Annotated in this window: 20 protein-coding genes; 10 read left to right on the top strand and 10 right to left on the bottom strand. The window is 73.7% G+C overall.

Annotation, left to right across the window (positions count from 1 at the left end; genetic code table 11):
• Positions 1 to 149 precede the first annotated feature (149 nt).
• Positions 150 to 5,177 (top strand): glycoside hydrolase domain-containing protein, encoded by a 5,028-nt coding sequence (locus AC6CH9_RS10265; RefSeq protein WP_498154793.1) that lies wholly within the window; start codon positions 150 to 152, stop codon positions 5,175 to 5,177.
• Positions 5,178 to 5,336: 159 nt separating this feature from the next.
• Positions 5,337 to 5,948, top strand: a complete 612-nt coding sequence (locus AC6CH9_RS10260) for a hypothetical protein (RefSeq protein WP_498154792.1) — start codon at positions 5,337 to 5,339, stop codon at positions 5,946 to 5,948.
• A 7-nt stretch (positions 5,949 to 5,955) separates the two neighbouring features.
• Here AC6CH9_RS10260 and AC6CH9_RS10255 read toward each other — a convergent pair whose 3' ends face one another.
• The 3 genes from AC6CH9_RS10255 to AC6CH9_RS10245 form a co-directional block, all read right to left on the bottom strand.
• Positions 5,956 to 7,617, bottom strand: coding sequence for an ATP-dependent DNA ligase (locus AC6CH9_RS10255; RefSeq protein ID WP_498154791.1), 1,662 nt, complete (start codon positions 7,615 to 7,617; stop codon positions 5,956 to 5,958).
• 172 nt (positions 7,618 to 7,789) lie between these two features.
• A complete protein-coding gene (locus tag AC6CH9_RS10250; RefSeq protein ID WP_498154790.1) occupies positions 7,790 to 8,821 on the bottom strand; it encodes a cation diffusion facilitator family transporter in 1,032 nt (343 codons plus the stop codon).
• Positions 8,818 to 9,234, bottom strand: a complete 417-nt coding sequence (locus AC6CH9_RS10245; protein WP_498154789.1) for an ArsR/SmtB family transcription factor — start codon at positions 9,232 to 9,234, stop codon at positions 8,818 to 8,820. Before AC6CH9_RS10245 ends, AC6CH9_RS10250 begins: the two co-directional genes overlap by 4 nt.
• 89 nt (positions 9,235 to 9,323) lie before the next feature.
• On the opposite strand from AC6CH9_RS10245, the gene AC6CH9_RS10240 reads away from it, so the two are divergent.
• The 3 genes from AC6CH9_RS10240 to AC6CH9_RS10230 are packed head-to-tail and all read left to right on the top strand — an operon-like array spanning position 9,324 to position 11,615.
• Positions 9,324 to 9,659, top strand: a complete 336-nt coding sequence (locus tag AC6CH9_RS10240; protein WP_047230949.1) for an ArsR/SmtB family transcription factor — start codon at positions 9,324 to 9,326, stop codon at positions 9,657 to 9,659.
• Positions 9,656 to 10,393, top strand: a complete 738-nt coding sequence (locus AC6CH9_RS10235) for a cation efflux transmembrane domain-containing protein (protein WP_498154788.1) — start codon at positions 9,656 to 9,658, stop codon at positions 10,391 to 10,393. Before AC6CH9_RS10240 ends, AC6CH9_RS10235 begins: the two co-directional genes overlap by 4 nt.
• 37 nt (positions 10,394 to 10,430) lie before the next feature.
• Positions 10,431 to 11,615 carry an SLC13 family permease gene (locus AC6CH9_RS10230; protein ID WP_498154787.1) on the top strand — a complete coding sequence of 395 codons (1,185 nt, stop codon included), beginning with the start codon at positions 10,431 to 10,433 and terminating at the stop codon, positions 11,613 to 11,615.
• Between the two features lie 71 nt (positions 11,616 to 11,686).
• Here the strand turns inward: AC6CH9_RS10230 and AC6CH9_RS10225 are convergent, their stop codons facing one another.
• Entirely contained in the window at positions 11,687 to 12,232 is a 546-nt protein-coding gene (locus tag AC6CH9_RS10225) for a GNAT family N-acetyltransferase (RefSeq protein WP_498154786.1), read from the bottom strand.
• A 270-nt stretch (positions 12,233 to 12,502) separates the two neighbouring features.
• Here AC6CH9_RS10225 and AC6CH9_RS10220 point away from each other — a divergent pair, with 270 nt between their 5' ends.
• A complete protein-coding gene (locus AC6CH9_RS10220) occupies positions 12,503 to 12,988 on the top strand; it encodes a SigE family RNA polymerase sigma factor (RefSeq protein ID WP_498154946.1) in 486 nt (161 codons plus the stop codon).
• On the top strand, positions 12,985 to 13,992 hold the full coding sequence (locus AC6CH9_RS10215; RefSeq protein ID WP_498154785.1) for a hypothetical protein: 1,008 nt from the start codon (positions 12,985 to 12,987) through the stop codon (positions 13,990 to 13,992). Before AC6CH9_RS10220 ends, AC6CH9_RS10215 begins: the two co-directional genes overlap by 4 nt.
• A gap of 63 nt (positions 13,993 to 14,055) precedes the next feature.
• On the opposite strand, the gene lepB is transcribed toward AC6CH9_RS10215, so the two are convergent.
• Complete coding sequence (gene lepB, locus AC6CH9_RS10210) at positions 14,056 to 14,856, bottom strand: signal peptidase I (RefSeq protein ID WP_498154784.1); 801 nt, start codon at positions 14,854 to 14,856, stop codon at positions 14,056 to 14,058.
• A 4-nt stretch (positions 14,857 to 14,860) separates the two neighbouring features.
• On the bottom strand, positions 14,861 to 15,001 hold the full coding sequence (locus AC6CH9_RS10205; RefSeq protein ID WP_498154783.1) for a hypothetical protein: 141 nt from the start codon (positions 14,999 to 15,001) through the stop codon (positions 14,861 to 14,863).
• Between the two features lie 386 nt (positions 15,002 to 15,387).
• Here AC6CH9_RS10205 and AC6CH9_RS10200 point away from each other — a divergent pair, with 386 nt between their 5' ends.
• Positions 15,388 to 18,771 carry a CARDB domain-containing protein gene (locus AC6CH9_RS10200; RefSeq protein ID WP_498154782.1) on the top strand — a complete coding sequence of 1,128 codons (3,384 nt, stop codon included), beginning with the start codon at positions 15,388 to 15,390 and terminating at the stop codon, positions 18,769 to 18,771.
• Positions 18,772 to 19,083: 312 nt separating this feature from the next.
• Complete coding sequence (locus AC6CH9_RS10195) at positions 19,084 to 19,974, top strand: hypothetical protein (protein WP_498154781.1); 891 nt, start codon at positions 19,084 to 19,086, stop codon at positions 19,972 to 19,974.
• Between the two features lie 124 nt (positions 19,975 to 20,098).
• Here AC6CH9_RS10195 and AC6CH9_RS10190 read toward each other — a convergent pair whose 3' ends face one another.
• Complete coding sequence (locus AC6CH9_RS10190; RefSeq protein WP_498154780.1) at positions 20,099 to 21,388, bottom strand: MFS transporter; 1,290 nt, start codon at positions 21,386 to 21,388, stop codon at positions 20,099 to 20,101.
• A gap of 3 nt (positions 21,389 to 21,391) precedes the next feature.
• Between AC6CH9_RS10190 and AC6CH9_RS10185 the strand changes: the two genes are divergently transcribed.
• Positions 21,392 to 22,072, top strand: coding sequence for a FadR/GntR family transcriptional regulator (locus tag AC6CH9_RS10185; protein ID WP_498154779.1), 681 nt, complete (start codon positions 21,392 to 21,394; stop codon positions 22,070 to 22,072).
• 27 nt (positions 22,073 to 22,099) lie between these two features.
• On the opposite strand, the gene AC6CH9_RS10180 is transcribed toward AC6CH9_RS10185, so the two are convergent.
• Genes AC6CH9_RS10180 through AC6CH9_RS10170 form a run of 3 tightly spaced genes read right to left on the bottom strand, consistent with a single transcriptional unit; the run spans position 22,100 to position 23,958 of the window.
• Positions 22,100 to 22,537 (bottom strand): VOC family protein, encoded by a 438-nt coding sequence (locus tag AC6CH9_RS10180; RefSeq protein WP_498154778.1) that lies wholly within the window; start codon positions 22,535 to 22,537, stop codon positions 22,100 to 22,102.
• A gap of 9 nt (positions 22,538 to 22,546) precedes the next feature.
• A complete protein-coding gene (locus AC6CH9_RS10175; protein WP_498154777.1) occupies positions 22,547 to 23,785 on the bottom strand; it encodes an MFS transporter in 1,239 nt (412 codons plus the stop codon).
• A complete protein-coding gene (locus tag AC6CH9_RS10170; protein WP_498154776.1) occupies positions 23,782 to 23,958 on the bottom strand; it encodes a hypothetical protein in 177 nt (58 codons plus the stop codon). Before AC6CH9_RS10170 ends, AC6CH9_RS10175 begins: the two co-directional genes overlap by 4 nt.
• Positions 23,959 to 23,999 lie beyond the last annotated feature (41 nt).

The following is a 23,999-nucleotide window of genomic DNA, read 5'->3' as shown; positions in this document are numbered from 1 at the left end:
GCGGCGAGGCGGAGCAGCCTCGGCACGACCCCCCAAGGAGAGCTTTCGTGGCCAGACCATCTGCCGCGCGTCTTGACAGCGCTGTCGGACGACGCGGGGCCAGCCCGACGTCCGACCCCCACCCCCGACGAGGCGGTCGCAGCCGGCTCGTGGGTGCCCTCGCGGGCGCCCTCACCGCCGCGCTCGCGGTCGGCGTCCTGCCGCCCGCCGCCGCGGTCGCGGCCCCCGCGGCGAACGCCGCCGAGAGCGACCTCGCGTCGCTCGTCGACGTGTTCGTCGGCACCGAGGGCGACTACGGCAACGACATGCCGGCCGCGCAGGCGCCCAACGGCCTCGCGAAGGTGAACCCGCGCACCACGCCGGGCCGCAACAACACCGGGTACGACTACGCGCAGTCGAAGATCTCGGGCTTCACGCACACCAACCTCGACGGGGTCGGGGGCTCCGGCGGCGGCGGTGACATCCTCGTGGTCCCGACGTCGGGGTCGTACACCGCGCGGCCCGGCACGGGCACCTACGCGCACCCGTTCTCGCACGACGACGAGCAGGCCGGGCCGGGCTCCTACTCCGTCGGGCTCGGCAACGTCGCCGGCAAGGACGGCGCCATCGCCGCCGCGCCGGGCACCATCGAGGCCGAGGTCGCGGCGACCACGCGCTCGGGCGTGCACCGCTACGCGTTCCCCGAGGGATCGACGCCGAGCCTCGTCGTCGACCTCGAGACCAACAACACGAGCCGCCGGTCGTCCTCGGTGCAGGTCGAGACGCGCGCGGACGGCACCGTGGAGCTGTCCGGGCAGGTCACGGGCTACTTCTACAACGCCGCGTACACGCTGTACTACACCGCGCGGACGCTCCAGCCCGCGACGGTGCAGACCTGGGGCGACGACGACAAGCTCGTCGACGCGACGTCCCAGGACGGCGTCGACACCGGCGCGATCCTCACGTTCGACCCGGCCGACGCGGGGGACGTCGGCCTCCAGGTCACGCTGTCGCCCGTGAGCGTCGAGCAGGCGCGGGTCGACCAGCAGGTCGAGCTCGGGGACCTGTCCTTCGACGCGATCCGTGACCGCACGCGCGCCGAGTGGAACGCGACGCTCGGGCGGGTCGCGATCGACGCCTCGACGGCGACCGACCCGACGGGCGAGCTCCAGAAGCTCTTCTACACGCACCTCTACCGCATGTTCGCCATGCCGATGAACGCGACGAGCACGTCCGGCACGTACCGCGGCGTCGACGGCGCGGTCCACGCCGCGCAGGGCTTCACGTACTACGACTCGTGGGCCACGTGGGACGACTTCCGCAAGTTCTCCGTCATCGCCTACATCGACCCGGCGCTGTACCGCGACATGGTGCAGTCGCTCGTCTACCTGTTCGCGGACGCCGAGGCGACCGGCACGGGCAGCGGTCTCGGCGGGTTCGTGCACTCGGTCCCGACGGTCCGCTGGGAGCGGTCGTCCGTCGTGGTCGCGGACGCGATCGCCAAGGGCTTCGACGGGTTCGACCGCCTCGACGAGGCGTACCCGGCGCTGAAGCGCCTCGTGGGGCAGTACAGCGCGGACGAGCTCCAGCGGGGCTACGTGGCGGGCAACCCCGGCGCGTCGGTGCAGCGCGGCTACGACCAGTACGGCCTGTCCGTGATCGCGGACGAGCTGGGCCTGACGGACGAGGCGCAGACGATGCGCGAGCAGGCGTCGTGGCCGATCGAGAAGCTCACCAAGCCGGGTGCGTGGACCGCGGCCGACGGCACGCAGGTCGGCCTCCTCACCCCGCGCGCCGCCGACGGCTCGTGGCAGAGCGCCGACTACGCGAAGTTCGAGGCCGCGAGCCTCTACCAGGGCACGCTGTGGCAGTACCACTGGTACGACGCGTACGACATGGACGCGCTCGTCGAGGCGATGGGCGGCCCCGAGGCGGCGCGGCTCGCGATGCGCCACATGTTCGGTGAGCACGCGCCGGACGACGGCACGGCCATGCTCCACTCGAACGCCAACGAGATCGACCTCCAGGCGCCGTACCTCTTCAACTACACGGGCGAGCCGAGCCTCACCCAGAAGTGGACGCGCGCGATCTACACGAAGGAGACCTGGAACCGGTACATCGCGACCGGCTCGTCGAGCGCGGTCCCGAGCGGCGGCGGCGAGTTCACGCCGCCCGTGAAGACGAAGGTCTACCAGCTCGACCCGCGCGGGATGCTCCCCACGATGGACAACGACGCGGGCACGATGTCGACGATGTTCGTCGCCGCGGCCGTCGGGCTGTTCCCGGTGACCGCCGGGTCGTCCGAGTTCCAGATCGGGTCGCCGTTCTTCGACTCGACGACCATCACCTACGACGACGGCGGCGCCTTCACGGTGACGGCCGACGGCGTCTCCGAGGACGCGTTCTACGTCCAGTCGGCGACGCTCGACGGCGCGGCGTTCGGCAACACGTGGGTCGACTACGAGACCGTGATCGGGGGCGCGGACCTCGCGTTCCGCATGGGCGAGCGGCCGAGCGACTGGGGCACGGACACCGAGCCCGCGTTCTCGATGAGCACCGCCACCGACGAGCCGGCCGAGGGGCCGCGCGTCAGCGCCGACCCGACGACCGTGCAGACCGGCGACGGCGGCGCGCTCGACGCGACCGTGACGCTCACCCTCGACGGTGCGCGGTTCGCCGCGTCCGCCGGCACCGACCTCGTCGCGAGCGGGGCCGCGAGCGTCGTCGGGCTGCCGGACGGCGTCACGGCGGCCGTGACGGTCGCGTCGCCGACCGCGCTCACCGTCTCCCTGACGGGGACGGCGTCCGCCGACGCGCGCTTCTACGTCCACCTGGGCGACGGCGCGCTCGCCGACGGCATCGCGGCGTCGTCCCTGCGCGGACAGGGCGTCTCGGTGCTCTCCCCGCTGCGCCTGTCCGTGGCGTCCGCCGAGCGCGACGCGCTCGCCGCGCTCGTCGACGACGCCGTGCTCGTGCGGCACGGGAACTACTCCTCGGTGACGTTCGACCGGTTCTCCACCGCGCTGACGAAGGCGCAGGAGGCTCTCGGTGACGAGGCCGCGACGAGCATCGCGCTGCGGTTCGCGGCCGACCGGCTCGGCGCGGCGATCGACGCGCTCGACCTCACGGGCGGCGGCTACCGCACGCTCGAGGCCGAGCAGTCCGAGGCGTGGTCGGGCGGCGAGCTGAAGAACGAGGCGAACAGCTCGTCCGGCAACCTCGGTGGCGTGCGCTCCGGGTCGTGGGTGCAGTACCGCGACATGACCTTCGAGACCGCCGCCGGGGACACCCCGCCGCGCTTCCTCACGGTCCGGTACGACACAAGCTTCGCCCCGACGGACACGCCGAGCACCGTGCGCGTGCACGCCGGCGACGTGAGCGGCCCCGTGGTCGCGACCGTCGACCTCAAGGGCACGAGCGGCTGGGGCAAGTACACCGAGGTGACGACGGAGCTCGGCGACGTGCAGGCCCTCGTCGACGCGAAGGCCGTGACGTTCGAGCTCCTCGCGCCGTCGGGCCGGAGCTGGGTCGGCAACTTCGACTGGTTCCGGTTCAGCGCCGAGGACCCGGCCGCCCCCGGCCAGCCGGGCGAGTCCCCGACGGTGACGATCGAGGCCGAGGACTGGACCGCGAACTCCGGTCGTGGGCTCAAGAAGGAGTCCTCGACGTGGACGAGCGGGCCGGTGACGAACGTCGGCGGCACCGCGGACGGTGACTGGATCGCCTACGGCGAGGTCGACCTCGGCGAGCTCCCGCTGGGCGAGCTGTCGGTCCACTACGTGCACAACTCGAACCGGTCCGGGCGGAACTCGGCGCTGTCGGTGTACCTCGACGCGTTCGACCCGGCGAACCCGGGCGAGCCGTTCGTCACCGTTGCGCTGCCGACGACCGGGTCGAGCTGGACCACCGACGGGACGGCGACCGTCGTCCTGCCGGAGACGGTGCAGGGGACGCACGAGGTGTTCGTGCGGCTGACGACCGAGGCGTACGCCGACCACCCGTACGTCGCGAACCTCGACAGCCTGACCTTTGCACCGGGCGGCCCGACGTCGGTCGTCGTCGAGTCCGAGGCCTGGACGTCGAACTCCGGTCGCGGGCTGAAGAACGAGAGCTCGACGTGGACGAGCGGGCCGGTGACGAACGTCGGCGGCACCGCGGACGGCGACTGGCTCGCGTACGGCGAGATCGACCTCGGCTCCGCCGCGCTCGACCAGCTCTCGGTCCACTACGTGCACAACTCCAACCGGTCCGGGCGGAACTCCGCGCTGTCGGTGTACCTCGACGCGTTCGACCCGGCGAACCCGGGCGAGCCGTTCGTCACCGTCCCGCTGGCGAACACCGGGTCGAGCTGGACGACGGACGGGACCGCCGTGGTCGACCTGCCGAGCGCGGTGCGCGGCAAGCACCAGGTGTGGGTGCGCCTGTCGACCGAGGCGTACGCCGACCACCCGTACGTCGCGAACCTCGACAGCATGCGGTTCTTCACCGACGCGTACGAGGTCGAGGTCCCGCCGACCGACACGGCCGCCCTCGCGGCGTCGGTCGAGGACGCCGCGGCGTTCGAGGCGGAGATCGAGCGGTACGGCCGGATCGACGCGGGCGTCTTCTCGCGCGAGCTCGCCGCCGCGCGGTCGCTCCTCTCCGACGACGGCGCCACCCAGGCGCAGGTCGACGAGCGGGCGCGCCGTCTCGGGCTGGCGACCGACCAGCTCGTGCCGGCCGAGCGTCGTCGGCTCGAGAACCTCGTGACGAGCGCGGAGGCCCTGACCGACGAGGGGTACAGCCCCGAGTCGTGGCAGGCGTTCCGCACGGCGCTCGCTGCGGCGACGGAGACCCGGGACGACGCCGCGGCGTCGGACGAGGCGCTGCGCGACGCGCGCCTCGCGCTCCAGGCTGCGATCGACGCCCTGGAGGAGCCGGCCGACGTCGAGCTCGTCGAGGTCACGCTCAGCCCGCGCTGCCTCGCCGGCAAGCCGTACGTCGCGGTCCGCGCGGTGAACGTCTCCGACGCCGCGGTGGACGTCGAGCTCGCCTCGGCGCTCGGGGCCAAGACGTTCGCGGACGTCGCCCCCGGGGCGAGCGCCTACCAGTCGTTCGCGGCGCGCGGCGCGACCGGTGACCTCGTGGTCACCGTGACCGCCACCGGCCCGGACGGCGAGCAGACGGTCGAGCAGACGGTCACGATCCCGACCTGCTGACCCGCACCCGACGTGCCCGCGTCACGGCCTCGCGCCGTGACGCGGGCACGGTCGTCTCCGGGTGCCCTGTCGGGGTGCGGCAGAATTCCTGGAGGTCGGCCCCGGTCGAGGGGCCGGGACGGGAGGCGTGCGATGTCGGTCGAGGCGGAGAGGCGTCTGGTGACGGTGCTGGCGCGGGAGCTGGCGGCGGCGCAGACCGAGCGCTGGGACGAGCTGTCCTACCGGGCGTTCGTCGTGGCCGACCGGACGCAGGAGCACGTGTCGGTCGTCGGCGGATGGCCACCGCCCCGCGCACAGAAGCCGACCACCCCGGTGTTCGCGGAGGCGCTCGCCGAGCTGCGGAGCGTCACCGCGCCGGTCGGGCTCGGCGCCTGGTTCACCGTCTCGCTGACGGTGCGCGCCGACGGCGAGGTCGACGCGTCGTACGACTTCGACACCGAACCCGGCTTCCTGCCCCCGGCCCGCCCCGCCGACTTCGCCCGCGACCTGGAGCGGTTCCCGCGGTCGGTCGAGACGCAGCCGCCCTGGCTGCGCGAGCGGCTCTCGTGGGCGCGGCTCACGCCGGAGCAGAGGACGCGCGCCGAGGCCGGGGTGGGTGCGCTCCAGACGCTCCCGACGATCGGTGGGAGCCGGCCGCTGTTCACCGTGACGGTGACGCCGGAGGACGACGTCGTCGACGTCCTCGACCACGCGTCCGGCCGCCGGGCGCTCGTCGACCGGGACGGCGCCGTCCGGCTCGTCGCGCCCGACCCCTCGGCCTTCCCGCGCTGACCGCGCCCTACCGCGCGAGCGCGCGCACCGCGTCGATCGTGTCGGCCTCGGCGGCGGTCTTGTCGTCGCGGTACCGCAGGACGCGCGCGAACCGGAGCGCGAGGCCGCCGGGGTAGCGGGTCGAGCGCTGGAGCCCGTCGAACGCTATCTCGACGACCTGCTCGGGCCGCACGTGCACGACGTACCCGTCGTCAGAGGTCTCCAGCTCGCGGAACCGGCGGGTCTGCCACTCCAGCATCTCGTCCGTCATGCCCTTGAACGTCTTGCCGAGCATGACGAACCCGCCGTCCGGGTCGCGCGCGCCGAGCCAGATGTTCGAGAGCCACCCGCGGCGGCGGCCCGAGCCCTGCTCGACCGCCAGCACGACGAGGTCGAGCGTGTGCCGGGGCTTCACCTTGACCCAGCCCGCGCCGCGCCGCCCGGCCGCGTAGGGGGTGTCGAGCGACTTCACGACGACGCCCTCCTGGCCCTCGGCCACGGCGCCCTCGAAGAACTCGGTCGCGGCGGTGGAGTCGTCGGTGACGAGGCGACGCACGGCGTGGGGGCCTGCCACGTCGTCGAGCACCGCGAGCCGGTCGTGCAGCGGCTCGTCGAGCAGGTCGCGCCCGTCGACGTGGAGCACGTCGAAGAAGAACGGCGACAGCTCGAGCGACGCCGCGAGCTCGGCCTCCTCGGCAGCGCTGCGCTCGCCCTGGGTCGCGGAGCGGGCGGCGGTCTCCTGGAACGGGCGCGGGACGCCGTCGGGCCCGACGACGAGCGCCTCGCCGTCGAGCACGAGCGTCCGGGCCGGGAGGGCCCGCGCCGCGGCGACGATCTCCGGGACGCGCTCGGTGATGTCGTCGAGCGAGCGCGTGAACACGCGCACGTCGTCGCCGTCGCGGTGCACCTGGATGCGGATCCCGTCGAGCTTCACGTCCACGGCCACGGCGGTGCCCGACGGCGGGCGCTCACCCTCGGCACCGTCGTCGCCGTCCTCGCCGGCCGTCCGGGGTCCGGCGCCGAGCTTCTCGAGCGCGGCGCCGACGTCGGGCGCGGACTGCGCGAGCATGGGCCGGACCGGGCGCCCGACCGTGAGCCGGAACGTCGCCAGGGCGTCGGTCGCGGCCTCGGGGCTCCCCGCCGTGAGAGCGGCGCGCGCGACCGGTCCTGTCGCTCCGGCGAGCATGACCGCGCGGCGTACCGCGTCGGCGGGGACGCCCGACGCCTCGGCGACGGCGTCGACCACGACGGAGTCGAGCGCGCCCTGCCGCAGCTCGCCCGAGACGAGCCCCGCGAGCAGCGACTGCTCCCGCGCCGTCGCGGCACCGAACAGCGCCGCGGCCTCGGCCTGGCGGGCCGTCGCCGAGCCCGGACCGGAGAGGTCGGCCATGCGGGCGAACGCCGCGTCGACGGCCGTCAGCGTGAGGCTCGGCTCCTCGGCCGGGGTGGGCAGGTCGCGCAGCGAGCGCCACCCGAGTCCCGTGCGACGCTGGCGCAGCTCGCCTGCGAGGTACGCGACGGCGATCTCGACCTCGTCGCGCCCGCCCCCGTCGCCGGGGTCCTCGGTGCCGGCCGGGCCGGCGTCGGCTGCGACGCGGCGCAGCAGGTCCGCGATGGCTGCGCGCTTGGCGAGGCGCGAGCGCGTGGCGGCGACGGCGTCGGACGTGGCGGCGACCTCGGCGAGCAGCATGCTCCATCCTCACGCCGACCACCCACGCCCGCCCGCGCTCCCTCCGGCACCGAACCCGGGGTCGCTCCCGACGATCGCAGCCCCGTGGGGAGGAACCCCGGGTTCGGCGGCCCGGGGGAGCGCCCAATCGGGAGCGAGCCCCGGTTCGGCGGCGCGGGACGCCGGCGGCCGGTCAGCGGGCTGGCGCCACCACGACGTCGACCGTCCCGACCGACGGCAGCGCACGCCGCAGCGCGGCGTCGGCCGCGGCCGTGACCTGGTCGGCTGCGGCGACCGGCGTCTGCGGCGGCACGAGGACGCGCGCCTGGACGGCCAGGCGGTGGCCCGACCAGCGCAGCCGGACATCGTCCACACCGTCCAGCCCGTCCACGCCGTCGAGCGCGTGGCGCGCCCGGTCCGTGAGGTCCGGGTCGACGCCGTCGAGGAGCCGGCGCCCGACGTCGCGCGCGGTGCCCCACAGGAGCACCAGGATCGCGGCGGTGATGAGCAGGCCGACCAGCGGGTCCGCGAGGGGGAGGCCCGCGAGGACGCCGAGCGCGCCGAGCACGACCGCGAGGGACGTGAACCCGTCGGTGCGCGCGTGCACGCCGTCCGCGACGAGCGCGGCCGAGCCGATGCGCCGCCCGACACGGATCCGGTAGACGGCGACCGCCTCGTTGCCCGCGAAGCCGACGATCCCCGCCGCGATCACCCAGCCCAGGTTGTCCACAGGCTGGGGATCGGCGAGGCGCCGCACCGACTCGACGCCCGCGACGACGGCCGAGAGGGCGATCATCGCGACGATGAACAGCCCCGCGAGGTCCTCGGCCCGGCCGTAACCGTGGGTGTACCGGCGCGTCGCGGCACGACGGCCGAGCACGAACGCGATCCACAGCGGCACGGCCGTGAGCGCGTCGGAGAGGTTGTGGACGGTGTCCGCGAGCAGGGCGACGGACCCGCTGACCGCGACGATGCCGAGCTGCGCGAGCGCCGTCGCGCCCAGCACGACGAGGGACACCTTGACCGCCCGGATGCCCTGGCCGCTCGCGACGAGCTCGTCGTCGATCGAGTCCGCGGCGTCGTGCGAGTGCGGCACGAACACCTCGTGCAGCCAGCCCCGCAGCCCGGTCGGGTGAGGATGGTCGTGGTCGTGGTCGTGGTCGTGGTCGTGGTCGTGGTCGTGGTCGTGGTCGTGGCCGACGGCGGCCGGGCGGGTCGTGCTCACCGCCGTGCCTCGGCATCCACAGCGTCCCCGGCGGTGGGGGAGGACCCGTCGAGCGCGGCGTGCGCGTCGTCGGCGTGGTGCGCGGGATGGTCGTCGACGGCGTGCTGCGCCTGGAAGACCGCCTGGGTCACGAGCGTGCGCGCGTGCTCGTCGACGAGCGAGTAGAAGACGCGGTTGCCCTCCTGGCGCGCGCGCACGATGCGGCCCCAGCGGAGCTTGGCGAGGTGCTGCGAGACCGCCGTCGGGGACTTCCCGACGATCTCCGCGAGCGCGGTGACCGGCAGCTCGGTGTCGCGCAGGGCGAGGACGATCCGGACGCGCGTCGCGTCCGCGAGCAGCGAGAACACCTCCGCCGCGAGCTCGACGTACTGACTGTCGACCCCGAAGGTGCACGCCTTCGTATCTTCACGCATACGCAGATACTAACGGAAGGCGCCGCGGCCCGTGGCGCCGTGTTGATGCATGGCTTTATGAATACATGGGAGCGTGTACTGTCGCGGGCATGGTCGAGACGGTCACGCTCACCCACACCGCGGCGCTCGCGCGGCTGGGGCACGCCCTGTCGGACGAGACGCGCACGCGCGTCCTGCTCGCGCTTCGGGAGGCACCCGCCTACCCGTCCGACCTCGCTGACGCGCTCGGCGTCTCGCGCCAGGTGATGTCGAACCAGCTCGCGTGCCTGCGCGGGTGCGGGCTCGTCGAGGCGATCCCCGACGGCCGTCGTACCTGGTACCGCCTCGCCGACCCCCACCTGGCCCCCGCCCTCGACGACCTCCTGCGCCTCGTCGTCCAGGTCGACCCCACGTGCTGCGGCCCCGACGGGTGCACGTGCTCATGACGTCCGTCTCGATCGGCCGCACGCCGCCCGGACCCGCTGCCCCGACCGCCGCGCGTCGTGCCGTCCTCGAGCGGAGGGTCCGGTGGGTCGTCGCGGCGACGATCACGTGGAACGTCGTCGAGGCGGTCGTCGCGATCACCGCGGGCCGCGTCGCGTCGTCGGCCGCGCTCGTCGGGTTCGGGCTCGACTCGCTCGTCGAGGTGCTCTCCGCCGCCGCGGTGGCCTGGCAGTTCGCCGCGCCCGACCCGCACCGGCGCGAGCGGACCGCGCTGCGCGTCATCGCCGTCTCGTTCTTCGGCCTCGCCGTCTTCGTGTCCGTCGACGCCGTCCGCTCGCTGCTCGGCGCGGCCGAGCCCGCGCACTCCGTCGTGGGCATCTGGCTCGCGGCGGTGAGCCTCGCCGTCATGCCGTTCCTGTCCTGGTTCGAGCGCCGCACGGGCCGCGAGCTCGGGTCGACGTCCGCCGTCGCGGACTCGAAGCAGACGCTCCTGTGCACGTACCTGTCCGCGGTGCTGCTCGTCGGGCTCGTGCTCAACGCGACCCTCGGCTGGTCGTGGGCAGACCCGCTCGCCGCGCTCGTCATCGCCGCGGTCGCGGTCAAGGAGGGCGTCGAGGCCTGGCGCGGGGACGCGTGCTGCGTGCCCGTCGCGGCGCTCGTCGGCGACGGCGAGGTCGACAGCTGCGCCGACGGGTGCTGCGCGCCTCGGGGAGGCGGGCCCGCCGGCGCGCCCTGAGCGCACGTAGCCGTGTCGCGGGACCTACGATCACGACGTGAACGCCTCGGGAGCACCGGCGCGCCGCCGCGTGCCCCTGTGGCTCGTCGCGGCGGTGGTGGTCGTCGTGCTGCCCGCGACGGGGTTGCTCCCGGCCGCCGACGCGCGCGACCTGCTCGTGCGCACCGGGCCTGTGCTGGTCTTCCTCCTCGCCATCACCGTGGTCGCGGAGCTGTGCGCGGGCGCGGGCCTGTTCGACGCCGTCGCAGCCCGGGCGGCGCGGCTCGCCCGCGGGCGGCGATTCGCCCTGTGGGGTCTCGTCGTCGTGCTCGCGACGGCGAGCACGGTCGTGCTGTCGCTCGACACGACGGCGGTGCTCGTCACGCCCGTCGTGCTCGCCCTCGCGCGCCGCACGGGCACGCGGCCCCTGCCGCTCGCGCTCACGGTCCTCGCGCTCGCCAACACGGCGTCGCTGCTCCTGCCGGTCTCGAACCTCACGAACCTGCTCGCGTCGCACCGGTTCGGCACCGGGTACGTCGGGGTGATGTGGGCGCCCGCGCTCGCGGTCCTCGCCGTGACGGTCGTGGTGCTGCTCGTGCTGCACGGCCGTGACCTGCGCGGGCGCTTCACGCTCGCGGGAGCGGGCCCGACGCCGCCCGACCGGCTGCTCCTGCGCGTCACCGCCGCGGTCGTCGCGCTCCTGGCGGTCGCGTTCGCGGTCGAGCTCCCCGTCGCGCCGACGGCGCTCGCGGGCGCCGCGGTGCTCGCGCTGGCGACGTGGTGGCGGCGCGTGCGACCGCTCGTGCCGGTGCGGGAGATGCTGCCGTGGCGCTCGGCGCTCGTCGTCGCGGCGCTGTTCGTGCTCGTCGAGACGTGGCACGCGCACGGGCTCGGCGACCTGCTCGCCGCCGTCGCGGGCACGGGCAACGGACCGGGCGACCTCGCCCGCCTGGCCGTGACCGGCGTCGTCGCGGCGAACCTCGTGAACAACCTGCCCGCGTTCCTCGCGCTGATGCCCGCCGCGGGGGAGAGCGTCGACCGGCTCGCGACGCTCCTCGTCGCGGTGAACGCCGGTCCGCTGATCACGCCGTGGGCGTCGCTCGCGACCGTGCTGTGGTGGCAGCAGTACCGCCGCCACGCGTTCGAGCAGGGGCCGCCACCCGCATGGCACGTGGTGCGCCAAGGACTCGTGCTCGCACCCCTCGCCGTCGCGGCGGGGGTCGCGGTCGTCGCGCTCGGCTAGGAAGGGGCGGGCTCGTCACCCGGGTGCGTGGTCGGCGTCTCGCCGTCGTGCGCGCGGCGCGCGGCGTCACGTCAGAGGCGGTCGAACGGGGCAGCATAGGTGAACCGTCCCGCGTACTCGTCCCGCCAGGCGCTCAGGGCGCGCGCCTGGAAGTAGTCACCCCACGCCGGCTCGGGAGCCTCGATCCCCAGGGCGCTGGCGGGCACGAACCCGAACCGGGAGTAGAGGGCCGGCTCCCCGAGCAGCACCACGACGGGCTCACCGAGGGCGTCCGCCGCACCGAGGATCGTGTGCATCAGGGCGGAACCGACCCCGCGCTGCTGGTGGTCGCGCCGGACGCTGAGGGGCCCGAGCCCGAGGGCCGGCCGGTCCCCGAGCCGCCCGCGGGTGGCGACGACGTGTCCGACGACCTGCGGGTCGGGCAGCCCGGTCTCGGCGACGAGCGACAGCTCCGGGATCCACCCGCTGTCCTCGCGCAGCCACCCGACCAGGGTGGCCTCGCCGGGCGCGCCGTCGGGCTCGACCGGTGGTGCCGAATGCTCGACCGCGGAGAAGGCGTCCGCGGTGACCGCACGGATCGCCTGGACGTCCGACGGGCGCTCGCGTCTGATCAGCATGCCGACACTCTCGACGGGCGTGCGCCCGGGAGCAACGGAATTGCCCTCGGACGCGGACAATCGCCGTTCGAGGACTCAGGTCCCCGGGCTCTTCAGGGCGAGTGGATCGTCCTGACCTGGATCGGCGGGCAACCTCTCGGGATCCGGGTCCGTGTTCAGGGTATGACGGCGACGGGGGGCTTCGTGGCACCGATCGGTGAGAGCGACGAGGTCGTGCGTCTCGTCGGATCCGGCGCCCGGAGCCAGCGGGACACGGAGTTCACGGCGTTCATGGTTCACGCGCAGCCGGCGCTCTCTCGGACGGCGTGGCTGTTGTGCGGGGACGTGCACCGCGCGGAGGAGCTGGTGCAGCACGCCTTGGTGCGCACGTATGTGGCGTGGCCCCGTGCTCGGGAACGAGATCCGCTCGCCTATGCGAGGCGGGTGCTCGCGAACGCGCGCATCGACCACTGGCGCAAGCATCGACGAGAGCAGCTGACCGAACCCGACAGGCTGCCCCCGGGCGAGCAGCCGTCAGCCGCGCGCGGGCAGGCCGAGCGAGACGCGCTCGTCCGCGCCCTGGTGCAGCTGAGCCCGCAGCGTCGACGGGTGGTGGTGCTGCGCTACCTGCTCGACCTGCCCGAGCGTCAGGTCGCCGACGAGCTGGGCCTGAGCCTCGGCGCGGTGAAGTCGGCCGCGTCGCGGGGCCTGGCGCACCTGCGTCGGATCCTCGCGGACGAGACGATCACGACCGAGACCCTGAAGGAGGAGCGATGAACGACGAGGAGCTCGTCCTGCGGCTGCGCTCCGTCTCGCAGCACACCCCCGACGTCGAGATCGACCACGCCCGGGTCCTGCGGTCCGGTCGTCGTCGCCGCGCGGGGCGAGTGGTCGGGGCGGCGCTGGGCGTCGGAGCGCTGTGCGGCGGCCTGGTCGCCGGCGCGCTCGCTCTGAGCCCGCCCCCGTCACGCGAGACGCCGGTGTTGCCCGCCACGACGGCGCCCACGGAGACGCGCGGGCGATCCGGGGAGGGGCCGCGAGCGGTCGTCGACGCGGCCGCGGGGACCATCACCACCCCGCTCGACGACTGGGTCCTCAGCTTCGACGAGCTCACCGAGCTGCGCACCGCCGGCGACGTGTTCACCGCCCGGTGCATGACCGACGCCGGGTACGGGGACACGGTCACGCTCGATGGGCCCTCCTACCCCCTGAACACGGACGGGTTCGGCTTCGGGCTGTGGCGCCATGAGGCGCTCATGAGGTCCGGCTACGAGACTGATCTCACCGGGGCCAGCACCAACGGGATCACGGCCCCACCCGGGACCGAAGAAGCCGTCACCGCGCAGCTCGACGTCTGCGGTCAGCAGGCTGTCGAGGCGGGCCTGACGTACGACCCCGAACAGCTCGGGGAGGTTCCCCCGAGCCTGCTCACGTTGGCACGGGATACCCCTGATGGTGCCGTCGTCGTCGGCGAGTGGAAGCGGTGCCTGGCCGAGCGTGGTGTCGAACCGCCCGGACAGGACGACGGGATGGTCCCGCCCGCGGTCGACGACGCGTCGCCGGAAGAGGTCATCCGCATCGGCAGGATCGACCTGGCGTGCAAGGCCGAGCTCGACACCGTCCAGCAGCTCGCCGACATCCAAGCCGTGCAGGAAGCCGAGTACGTCGCTCGCGCCGAGGACTACCTCGAGCGGCGACTCTCCCTCGAGCGGGCCGCGCTCGAGACGTCCCGGGCGTACCTGAAGGAGCAGGGCGTGTCGATGGACCCTGCCGCCTGGTGAGCAACCCCGCCTGGACGGTGCGCCTGCCGGTTGGGTACGACGCCGACGACTTCGGCGCCGTCGTCACCCCTCGTCGACGGCGCCCGGAGCGGGGACGTCGGCGAACACGTCGCCGGGGTTGCGCAGCAGGCCCAGGTGGGACAGCGGCCAGACCTTGACGAACGCCGTCCCGACGACGTTGCCCATCGGCACGAACCCGCCCCCGGGCTTGCCCGTGTGGTAGCGCGAGTCTCCCGAGTTCTGCCGGTTGTCGCCCATGACGAACAGCATGTCCTCGGGCACGGTGGTGTCGAAGGCGAGCTCGCTCGGCTCGGAGCCGGGCTTGATGTAGGTCTCGTCGATCGACACCCCGTTGACGCTCACGCGACCCTCCGCGTCGCAGCAGACCACGTGGTCGCCCGGCGTGCCGATCACCCGCTTGATCAGGTGCTCGCCGGTGTCCTGCGGCAGCAGGCCGACGAAGGTCAGCGCCGCGCGCACCGCCTCCGACACCGGGCTCTCGGCCTGCGGCACCGGCGGCGGCAGCCACCCGCCCGGGTCCTTGAACACCACGACGTCACCCCGGTGCACGTCGAACGCGCCCGGCACGAGCCGGGACACCATCACCCGGTCGCCCTCGACCAGCGTGTCCTCCATCGACGGGCTCGGGATGAAGAACGCCTGCACCAGGAACGTCTTGAGGAGCAGCGAGAGCACCAGCGCGCTGACCACGATGATCGCCGTCTCGCGCAGCAGCGACGGTCGGCGTGGGCGGCGCCCGGTCGGCGCGGCGGCCCCGTCGTCGTCGGACGCCGCACGGGCAGCGGTCTGCGTGTCGAGGGTCGGATCAGGGAGCGGATCGCGCAGCGTGGCGTCGTCGGGCACGGGCCTACCCTGTCACGTCGCCGCTCGGCCGAGGGCCTCCCTGGGCCTCGCGCACGACCGCGTGCGCCGCGTCCACGGCCGCCTCGAGGCCGCCGGGACCGAGGTCCATCTCGCCACTGGGGAACGAGATCAGGTACTTCGCCATCGCACGGCCCCTTCGTCTCCGGGGATCCCGGTCCATCGTCGCGCCAGGTACCCGCTCCGCGCCCACCCTTGACGCCCCGGATGTCCGTCTCGTAACGTCCGTACTGCACGATGCAAGAAGTTGACAGAAGCCCAGCACAAAGCAGTGCACACGCTGCAACTCTCGAATGCCGCCACGGGTCCGACCGCCGACCATCCCTGACGGGTCGTTCGTGGCACCCCGGGCCGACCGGTCTCGACGTCGCGTCGATCCCGTCCCCGGCCTTGAACCAGCCCTGACCCGACCCACCCGTGACGGTGGCGCGGCACCAGCACGGTCGCGCCCGCCGTCGGGCACCGCTGCCCGCGGGTGGACGAGCCCGCCCCGGCGGGAGAACGAGGACGTTCATGAGAACCCCCTGGAAGCACACGGTCGTGGCGGGCGCCGCGCTGGCGCTCGTCGCGCCGCTCGGCGTCGTCGCCGTGGCGCACGCCGCGGACGCCACCAACCTGGCGCTCGGCAAGCCGATCGCCGCGTCGTCGGTGACGCAGACCTACGTCGCGGGCAACGCCAACGACGGGAACGCGAGCTCCTACTGGGAGGGCGCGGGCGGCCAGTACCCGTCGCACCTCACGGTCGACCTCGGGGCGGAGGCCGACGTCGACCGTGTCGTCGTCACGCTGCCCCCGCCCTCCGTGTGGTCGTCGCGGACGCAGACGTTCAGCGTGCTCGGCCGCTCCGACGGTGAGTCGTCGTTCCGGACGCTCAAGGCCTCGGCGGCGTACGGGTTCGACCCCGCGAGCGGCAACAAGGTCGAGATCCCGCTCGACGCCGAGGTCGACGAGGTGCGCCTCGCCTTCACGGCCAACACGGGCGCGGGCAACGGCCAGGTGTCCGAGCTCCAGGTGTGGGGCACGCCCACGGGCGGCACGGACCCGACCGACCCGACGGACCCGACCGGCACCAACTACGCGAAGAGCCGTCCCGCCACGGCGTCGTCGACGGAGTGGCAGTTCGTCGCCGCGAACGCGGTCGACGGCAGCGCGACGACCTACTGGGAGGGCGCGGGCGGGCAGTACCCGTCGACGCTCGACGTCGCGCTCGCCGCGCCCACGCAGCTCAGCAGCGTGCGCGTCCGGCTCAACCCCGACGCCGCGTGGGGGCCGCGCACGCAGACGTTCTCCGTGTGGGGCCGCACCGGCACGGGTGCCTGGCAGGAGCTCAAGGCGTCCGCCGGCTACGCGTTCGCGCCGGGCAGCGGCAACCTCGTCGACGTGCCCGTGACCGGCACCGCCACCGACGTGCGCCTGCGCTTCACCGGCAACACGGGCTCGGGCAACGGCCAGGTCGCCGAGCTCGAGGTCTACGGCGCTCCCGCGCCCAACCCCAACCTCACCGTCACCGCGGTGACCGCGTCCCCGGCGTCGCCCACGGCGACGACCCCCGTGACGCTCACGGCCACGGTGAAGAACACGGGCGACCGCGTGTCGTCGGCCACGACGCTCGACGGGAAGCTCGGCGGCTCGACCGCGGGCTCGGCCGCCGTCGCCGCGCTCCAGCCCGGCGCGAGCGCGCAGGTCCAGGTCGCGGCGGGCACCCGGCCCGCGGGCGAGTACACGGTCGGCGCCGTCGTCGACCCGGCGAACACGGTGGCCGAGCAGGACGAGACGGACAACGCGTTCACGGCTCCGGCGAAGCTCGTCGTGGGCGAGGCGCCCGGTCCGGACCTCGAGGTCGTCTCGGTGACGTCCAACCCGGCCAACCCTGCCGTCGGAACGGCCGTGACGTTCTCGGTGCAGGTCCGCAACCGCGGCAACCAGCCCGTCGCGGCCGGGTCGGTGACACGCGTCGTCGCCGGGTCCACCACGCTCCACGGCACGACGCCGGCCGTCCCCGCGGGCGCGACCGTCACCGTCACGCCGAGCGGCTCGTGGACCGCGACGAACGGCGGGGTCACCGTGACCGCGACGGCCGACGCCACGGGCGTGGTCGCCGAGACGAACGAGGGCAACAACACCGGCACGCTCGCCGTGACCGTCGGGCGCGGCGCCGCCGTCCCGTACACGACGTACGAGGCCGAGGACGGCCAGTACACCGGCACGCTGCTCCAGACCGACGCGCTGCGCACGTTCGGCCACACGAACTTCGCGACCGAGTCGTCGGGCCGCCAGTCCGTGCGCCTGGCCAGCACGGGCCAGTACGTCCAGTTCACGTCCACCAACGCGACGAACTCGATCGTCGTGCGCAACTCGATCCCCGATGCCCCCGGCGGCGGGGGCCAGGAGAAGACGATCAGCCTCTACGCGGACGGCCAGTTCGTGCAGAAGCTCACGCTGTCGTCCAAGCACGCCTGGCTCTACGGCACGACCGACCAGCCCGAGGGTCTGGTCAACACCCCGGGCGGCGACGCACGCCGGCTCTTCGACGAGTCCCACGCCCTGCTCGGCCGGTCGTTCCCGGCCGGGACGGTGTTCAGGCTCCAGCGCGACGCGGGCGACGACGCGGCGTTCTACGTCATCGACCTCGTCGAGCTCGAGCAGGTCGCGCCGCCGCTGAGCAAGCCCGCCCAGTGCACGTCGATCACCGAGTACGGCGCCGTGCCGAACGACGGGCTCGAGGACACGGCCGCCATCCAGGCCGCCGTCACCGCGAACCAGAACGGGGAGATCGACTGCGTCTGGATCCCGGCGGGGCAGTGGCGCCAGGAGAAGAAGATCCTCACCGACGACCCGCTCGACCGCGGCATGCACAACCAGGTGGGCATCCGCGACGTGACGATCCGCGGCGCGGGCATGTGGCACTCGCAGCTCTACAGCCTCATCCCGCCGCACCTCGCCCCGGGCGTCATCAACCACCCGCACGAGGGCAACTTCGGGTTCGATGTCGACGACAACACCCAGATCTCCGACCTCGCGATCTTCGGCTCCGGCACGATCCGCGGCAACAACGCCCAGGAGGAGGGCGGCGTCGGGCTCAACGGCCGGTTCGGCAAGAACACGAAGATCACCAACGTGTGGATCGAGCACGCGAACGTCGGCGTGTGGGTCGGGCGCGACTACTCCAACATCCCGGAGCTCTGGAACCCGGGCGACGGGCTGGTCTTCTCCGGCATGCGGATCCGGAACACCTACGCGGACGGCATCAACTTCAGCAACGGGACGCGCAACTCGACGGTGGTGAACTCGACGTTCCGCAACACCGGCGACGACGCGCTCGCCGTCTGGGCCAACCCGTACGTGAAGGACCGGGCCGTCGACATCGGCCACTCCAACACGTTCCGCAACAACACCGTCCAGCTCCCGTGGCGCGCCAACGGCATCGCGATCTACGGCGGGTACGACAACTCGATCGAGAACAACCTCGTCTACGACACCATGAACTACCCCGGCATCATGCTGGCGACCGACCACGACCCGCTGCCGTTCTCGGGGACGACGCTCATCGCCAACAACGGGCTCTACCGCACGGGCGGGGCGTTCTGGAACGAGGACCAGGAGTTCGGCGCGATCACGATCTTCCCGCAGACGCACGACATCGTCGGCGTCACCATCCGCGACACGGACATCGTCGACTCCACGTACGACGGCATCCAGTTCAAGAACGGCGGCGGGAACATGCCGGACGTGAAGATCACGAACGTGCGGATCGACCAGTCCAACAACGGCTCGGGAATCCTCGCGATGGGCGGCGCCCGTGGCAACGCGATCCTGTCGAACGTGACCGTCACGAACTCGCGCGACGGCGACGTCGCGAAGGAGCCCGGCTCGCAGTTCACGTTCACGGGCCAGTAAAGGAGGCCGCCCCGCCCTGGACCACCCTCGCGGTGCCGAGCACGACATGGGGGTCGTTATCCGCCGGATAGCGGCCCCCATGTCGTTCTCGAGGGCGGGGAACGTCGTGCTCGACGGCGGGCCGGCCGTCGTCCACGAGCGGCTGTCGCGACCACCTGACGCGCGGTCGCCCCGGTGCAGGGCCTCTGGGGTCCTGGGGTGGCACGTGGCCCGGCGCCAGGTCGTCCGCACGGAGAGTGCACCTGTGAGAAGGCCGCGCCGATCCTGTGCGCGGGGGATCCGACGGGCGTGACCGCACCTAGGGTGCGGAGCGTGACGACACCCCACCGTCCCGGTGCAGAGCCGACCGACGACCTCGACTCGGGCGCGGGGGACGGGGCCGTGGTCGGTGACGGGCCCGTCCGCGACCCGGCGCCGCGTGACAGACGACGGCGGCCCGGGACCGTGCTCGCGGTGTTCGCCGCGGCGGTGCTCGCGACCGGTGCGCTCGTCCCCGCGCTCGCCGACCGGTTGCTGCTGGTCGGTCCCGGGGGAGTGCTGGACCCGACCGTGACCTCGCTCGCCGCGCTGGGGGTGGCCGCAACAGCCGGCGTGGTCGCGCGTGCGCTGCTGCGTCGTCCCGGGCCGATGCGCGTGTGGGAGGGCGCGGTCGTCTGGGTGGTGGCCGTCGCGACAGCTCTCGCACTGGTGCTCGCGCTGACGGGCGGGTGGCCGCTCGCGAGGGTCCTGCAGGAACTCCTGGACCTCGCCGTCGCGCGGGCAGGGTGGCCTTTGGTCGTCCTCGTCTTCGGGGCGGTGCAGGTCGGCGCGGTCGTCACGCGGGCGCGGCAGCGTCACCGGGGCGCGCCGGTCATGCCGTTCGGGCGCTTGTGGTCTCGGGCGGGGTGTGCGGTCGGTGCGCTGCTCCTGGTGGGAGCCGTGACCGGGCACGCCGTGCGAGCGACGGGCACCGACATCGTGATGGTGCGTGACCCCGCGGGTGCCTGTGCGGTCGTCGTCCGCCAGACGACGGACCTCTTCTCCGGGCCGGTCACGCTCTACTCCGGGTCGGGCCCGGTCGTGACGCGCGTGACGACGATCCCCGACCTGGTCGGCTACCCCCTCCGCGACGGTCAGTACGCCGTGGGGTTCACGACGGACGGCGCGCTCGTCCAGCTCGTCGATTGGACGGAGACCCGGTCCGCGCTGCTGCCCTGCGGCTGACGTGCTCACGGGCAGTCCGCCCGCACGACCTCCCACGGGGTCTCCTGGTCGGAGACCGGAAGACCGTGGCCCACCGCGGCCGGTGCGCCCGACGTGCGAGGTTCGTGCAGGTCGCGCGGCGTCCTCAGTGCGGCGGCAGCCGGTCTGTGACGGGCTCCGGGGGCACCGTGTCCTCCACGTAGCGCGGGCGGCACGCGAACCAGCCGCCGACGACGCCGGGGACCGCGGTCGCGGCGAGGACGAGGAGCGGGACCGACCACGACCCGGTCGCCTCCCGCAGCAGGCCCAGGCCGATCGGGCCGAAGCACGCCAGCGCGTACCCGATCCCCTGGACGAAGCCCGAGACGGCGGAGGCGGACTGCGGCGTCCGGGTCCGCCGGTTGATGAGGGTCATGCACAGCGGGAACGTGCTCACCCCGACGCCGAGCGCGCACATCCAGAGCACGGTGCCGTCGAGCGGGGAGAGGAGCAGGCCGAGGTACCCGGTCACGAGCACGACGGCGCACGCGGCCACCACGACGAACGGGTTCGCCAGGCGCGTGGCGAGGTGGGGGACGACCAGCGCGGCGACCATGCCCCAGGCGGAGTAGAGGGCGACCATGGTGCCGCCGAGCGCGGCGCTGCCGCCCGCGTCGGTGAGGACGGCCGGGACCCAGGTGATGATCCCGTAGTTCGACCACGAGATCGCCGCGAACAGGACGACGAGGCCCCACACGGTCGACGACCGTCCGATCCGCGGCCTCGTCCCGGACGCGGCGGTCGCCGCGGGTGCGTGGTGGTCGGCGGGCAGGCGGGTCGCCAGGACGAGCCAGACGACGGCGGCCAGCGCCGCCGGGCCCGCCCAGATCCCGACGGAGAACCGCCAGCTGGTCGCCTCGGCGACCGGGACGGCCAGGAGCGGGGCGACGAACTGTCCCGTCTGCATGAGGATCAGGTAGAGCGACGTCCACAGGGCGATCCGGTCGGGGAACCAGGCCTTCACCAGGGGGACGATCACGACGTTCGCCGCGCCGATCCCGGCGAGGGCCAGCACGGTCGACGCCACCAGCCAGCCCGTCGACGGGGAGACGGCGCGCAGGACGAGCGAGAGGGCCGTCAGCCCCAGCGCGACCGTGGCCGTGCGCTCGAGCCCGAACCTGCGCGTCACCACCGGAGCGAGGAACCCGAACAGGCCGAACGACACCGCGGGGACGGTGCCGAGCAGCCCGGCGACGGCCACGCCGTAGCCGAGGTCGGCGCCGATGGTCTCCAGCAGCGGGGTGAACCCCGTGACGGCCGTCCGGAGGTTGATCGCCGTCAGCGCGACGGCGAGCCCGGCCCACAGGGTGAGGCGGACACGCCCTGCGGGGACGCGGGTAGGGGAGAGTGTGGCCATGAAGAGCTCCGCTGTGAGGTCGGCCGACGATAGGATCATGGGATGAATCCTGGGCAGTCTGACACGCGCGAGCCGCTGCGTCGAGTAGGACTCATCGACCAGGCGGCGGCACGGTTCCGCGACGAGGTGGTCTCCGGGCGGTGGCCGGTCGGCGAGCGCATCCCGACCGAGGCCGCCCTGGTGGCCGAGTTCGGCATCGGGCGGAACACGGTCCGCGAGGCGCTCCAGTCGCTGGTGCACGCGGGGCTGCTGCGCCGCGAGCAGGGGCGCGGCACGTTCGTCATCTCCCGCTCCGAGCTGACCGGCACCCTCGAGCGCCAGCTCGCCGGGGGGAGCCGCCGCCACTACCTGGAGCTGCGGCTCGCCCTGGACAGCACCGCGGCGTCGCTCGCCGCCGCGAGCCGCACGGACGCCGACGTCGTGCTCCTGCGCGAGCTGCGCGACCACCGCGAGGCGGCGTGGTCGGCCGACGACCCCGACGCGCGCGCGAGCGCCGACCTCGACCTGCACCGCGCGATCGTGGAGGCGACGCACAACCCGCTGTACGTGACGCTCTACTCGAGCATGCTCGACGTGTTCGCCGTCCACATGCGCGACGAGGAGAACGAGGACGAGGACGCGGCGCACCGGCACCACCACGAGCTGGTCGAGGCGATCGCGGACGCGGACGCTGACCGCGCCGCCGCGACGGTGGCCGCCATCATGGACCCGTTCCTGCGCTGAGCCGCGGCGCGGCAGCAGGGCCGGCGGTCAGTCCAGGCAGAACTCGTTGCCCTCGACGTCCTGCATGACGATGCGCGACTCGTTCTCCTCGTCCGCGACCATCACGCGCACGCACGTCGCGCCGAGGGCGAGGAGCCGGTCGCGCTCGGCCTCGAGCGTGGCGAGGCGCTCGGCACCGACGAGCCCGGTGCCGACGCGCACGTCGAGGTGCACCCGGTTCTTCACGACCTTGCCCTCGGGGACCCGCTGGAAGTACAGGCGCGGACCCACGCCGGTCGGGTCGCTGCACGCGAACCACGCGTCCCGCTGCTCGGGCGGGAGCGCGGCGTTCGCGTCGTCCCACCTCGCGAAGCCGTCCGGGGGCGACGGCGGGACGTAGCCCAGCACCTCGCACCAGAACCGGGCGACGCGCTCCGGCTGCGCGCAGTCGAACGTGACCTGGACCTGCCTGACCGTGGTCGTCATCCCGCCACCCTAGGCGCGCGGGTCCACCTGGTCGGAGGGCATTTCCGGCACCGCCGCGTCCGTCACCGCCGCGGGCGGCGTCGCAGGGAACGTGCGTCGCGCGACGAGGACCACGACGAGCGCCACGGCGACGATCCCCGCCCCGACGAACGGGACGACGTCGAGCCCGGAGCGGGCGAGGACGAGCGCGCCGAGCGCGGCGCCCCCGCCGATGCCGACGTTCGACGTCGCGTTGACGAGCGCGCCCGTGAGATCGGGTGACGCCCCGTGCGCGCGGATCGCCGCCGCCTGGAACACCGGCGCGACGGCGCCGAACCCCGCGCTCCACACCCCGATCGCGACGAGCACCCCGACGGTCCCGGGGAACGCGAGCCCGACCGTGAGCATGCCCGCCACGACCGCGACGAGCGTCACGACCGACGTCCGGCGCGGCCGGTGGTCGAGGCGCGCGGCGGCGAACGCCGTCCCGACGAGCCCGAGCGCGCCGAGCACGAGGAGCGCCGGGCCGAGCGCCGACTCCTGGAGGCCGGCGCCCAGGAGCAGGAGCGACACGAACGTGTAGACCGTGTACTGGCCCAGGTAGGCGAGCGCGTTGGTGGTCGTGGCCACCGCGAGCGCGGAGCGCCGGCTCGCGCTCGTCGCGTCCGACGGCGGAGCGCCACCCCCGGGCACGGGCGGCAGCAGGAACGCGATGAGCACGGTGGCCAGCGCGCACGCGCCCGCGAGGACGCCGAACGCGGGACGCCAGCCGATCGCCGTGCCGAGCGTCGTCGTCAGCGGGACCCCGAGCACGAACCCGACCGCCGCTCCCGTGGTGACGAGCGAGAGCGCGCGCCCCGTGAGGTGCGGCAGCACGAGCCGCGACGCGTACCCGATGCTCACCGAGAAGAACACCGCGTGCGAGGCGCCGCCCAGGGCCCGCGCCGCCGCGACGACGGCGAACGTCGGCGCGACGGCGACGAGCACGTTGCTCACGGTGTAGAGCACGAGCGTCGTCAGCAGCAGGCCCTTGCGCGGGAGGCGCGCCGTGCCGAGCGTGAGCGGCACGGCGAGCGTCGCGACCATGACTGCGTACGCCGTGACGAGCAGCCCGGCGACGGACTCCGTGACGTCCAGGTCCGCGCTGAGCAGCGGCAGCAGCCCGACGGGCACCAGCTCCGTCGTGATGGCGACGAACGTCGCGAGGCCCAGGGCGACGATGCCGCCCGTCCCCTCGCGGACCGTCCCCGGCCGGAAGGGTGCGGTCATGCGTCCGTCTCGACCTGGAGCGTCGTGCGGGGGTTGTCCAGGCCCTCGACCATGACGATGGCGCACGCCGTGACCCGGCCCTTCCACCGGACCGCGGCCTCGAGCTCGGTGACCTCCACCGTGTGCCCGACGGGCAGGGGTGCGGGGTGGTCGAGGGCGACGGTGCGCAGCATGCGTCCACCCTAGGAGCCCGACCTGCCGGACGTCCCCGGAG

The sequence above is a fragment of the Cellulosimicrobium sp. GQ32 genome (assembly GCF_059758455.1).
Note: the sequence above shows the minus strand (reverse complement) of the source record. Positions and strands in the feature narration are given on the sequence as shown.

Excerpts from the sequence above, each read along its gene's own strand:
- AC6CH9_RS10215 (WP_498154785.1), top strand. The coding sequence starts at position 12,985 with ATGAACGACGAGGAGCTCGTCCTGCGGCTGCGCTCCGTCTCGCAGCAC.
- AC6CH9_RS10240 (WP_047230949.1), top strand. The coding sequence starts at position 9,324 with ATGGTCGAGACGGTCACGCTCACCCACACCGCGGCGCTCGCGCGGCTG.
- AC6CH9_RS10175 (WP_498154777.1), bottom strand. The coding sequence starts at position 23,785 with ATGACCGCACCCTTCCGGCCGGGGACGGTCCGCGAGGGGACGGGCGGC.
- AC6CH9_RS10220 (WP_498154946.1), top strand. The coding sequence starts at position 12,503 with ATGGTTCACGCGCAGCCGGCGCTCTCTCGGACGGCGTGGCTGTTGTGC.
- AC6CH9_RS10190 (WP_498154780.1), bottom strand. The coding sequence starts at position 21,388 with ATGATCCTATCGTCGGCCGACCTCACAGCGGAGCTCTTCATGGCCACA.
- AC6CH9_RS10185 (WP_498154779.1), top strand. The coding sequence starts at position 21,392 with ATGAATCCTGGGCAGTCTGACACGCGCGAGCCGCTGCGTCGAGTAGGA.
- AC6CH9_RS10255 (WP_498154791.1), bottom strand. The coding sequence starts at position 7,617 with ATGCTGCTCGCCGAGGTCGCCGCCACGTCCGACGCCGTCGCCGCCACG.
- AC6CH9_RS10180 (WP_498154778.1), bottom strand. The coding sequence starts at position 22,537 with ATGACGACCACGGTCAGGCAGGTCCAGGTCACGTTCGACTGCGCGCAG.
- AC6CH9_RS10225 (WP_498154786.1), bottom strand. The coding sequence starts at position 12,232 with ATGCTGATCAGACGCGAGCGCCCGTCGGACGTCCAGGCGATCCGTGCG.
- AC6CH9_RS10170 (WP_498154776.1), bottom strand. The coding sequence starts at position 23,958 with ATGCTGCGCACCGTCGCCCTCGACCACCCCGCACCCCTGCCCGTCGGG.
- AC6CH9_RS10200 (WP_498154782.1), top strand. The coding sequence starts at position 15,388 with ATGAGAACCCCCTGGAAGCACACGGTCGTGGCGGGCGCCGCGCTGGCG.
- AC6CH9_RS10245 (WP_498154789.1), bottom strand. The coding sequence starts at position 9,234 with ATGCGTGAAGATACGAAGGCGTGCACCTTCGGGGTCGACAGTCAGTAC.
- AC6CH9_RS10205 (WP_498154783.1), bottom strand. The coding sequence starts at position 15,001 with ATGGCGAAGTACCTGATCTCGTTCCCCAGTGGCGAGATGGACCTCGGT.
- AC6CH9_RS10235 (WP_498154788.1), top strand. The coding sequence starts at position 9,656 with ATGACGTCCGTCTCGATCGGCCGCACGCCGCCCGGACCCGCTGCCCCG.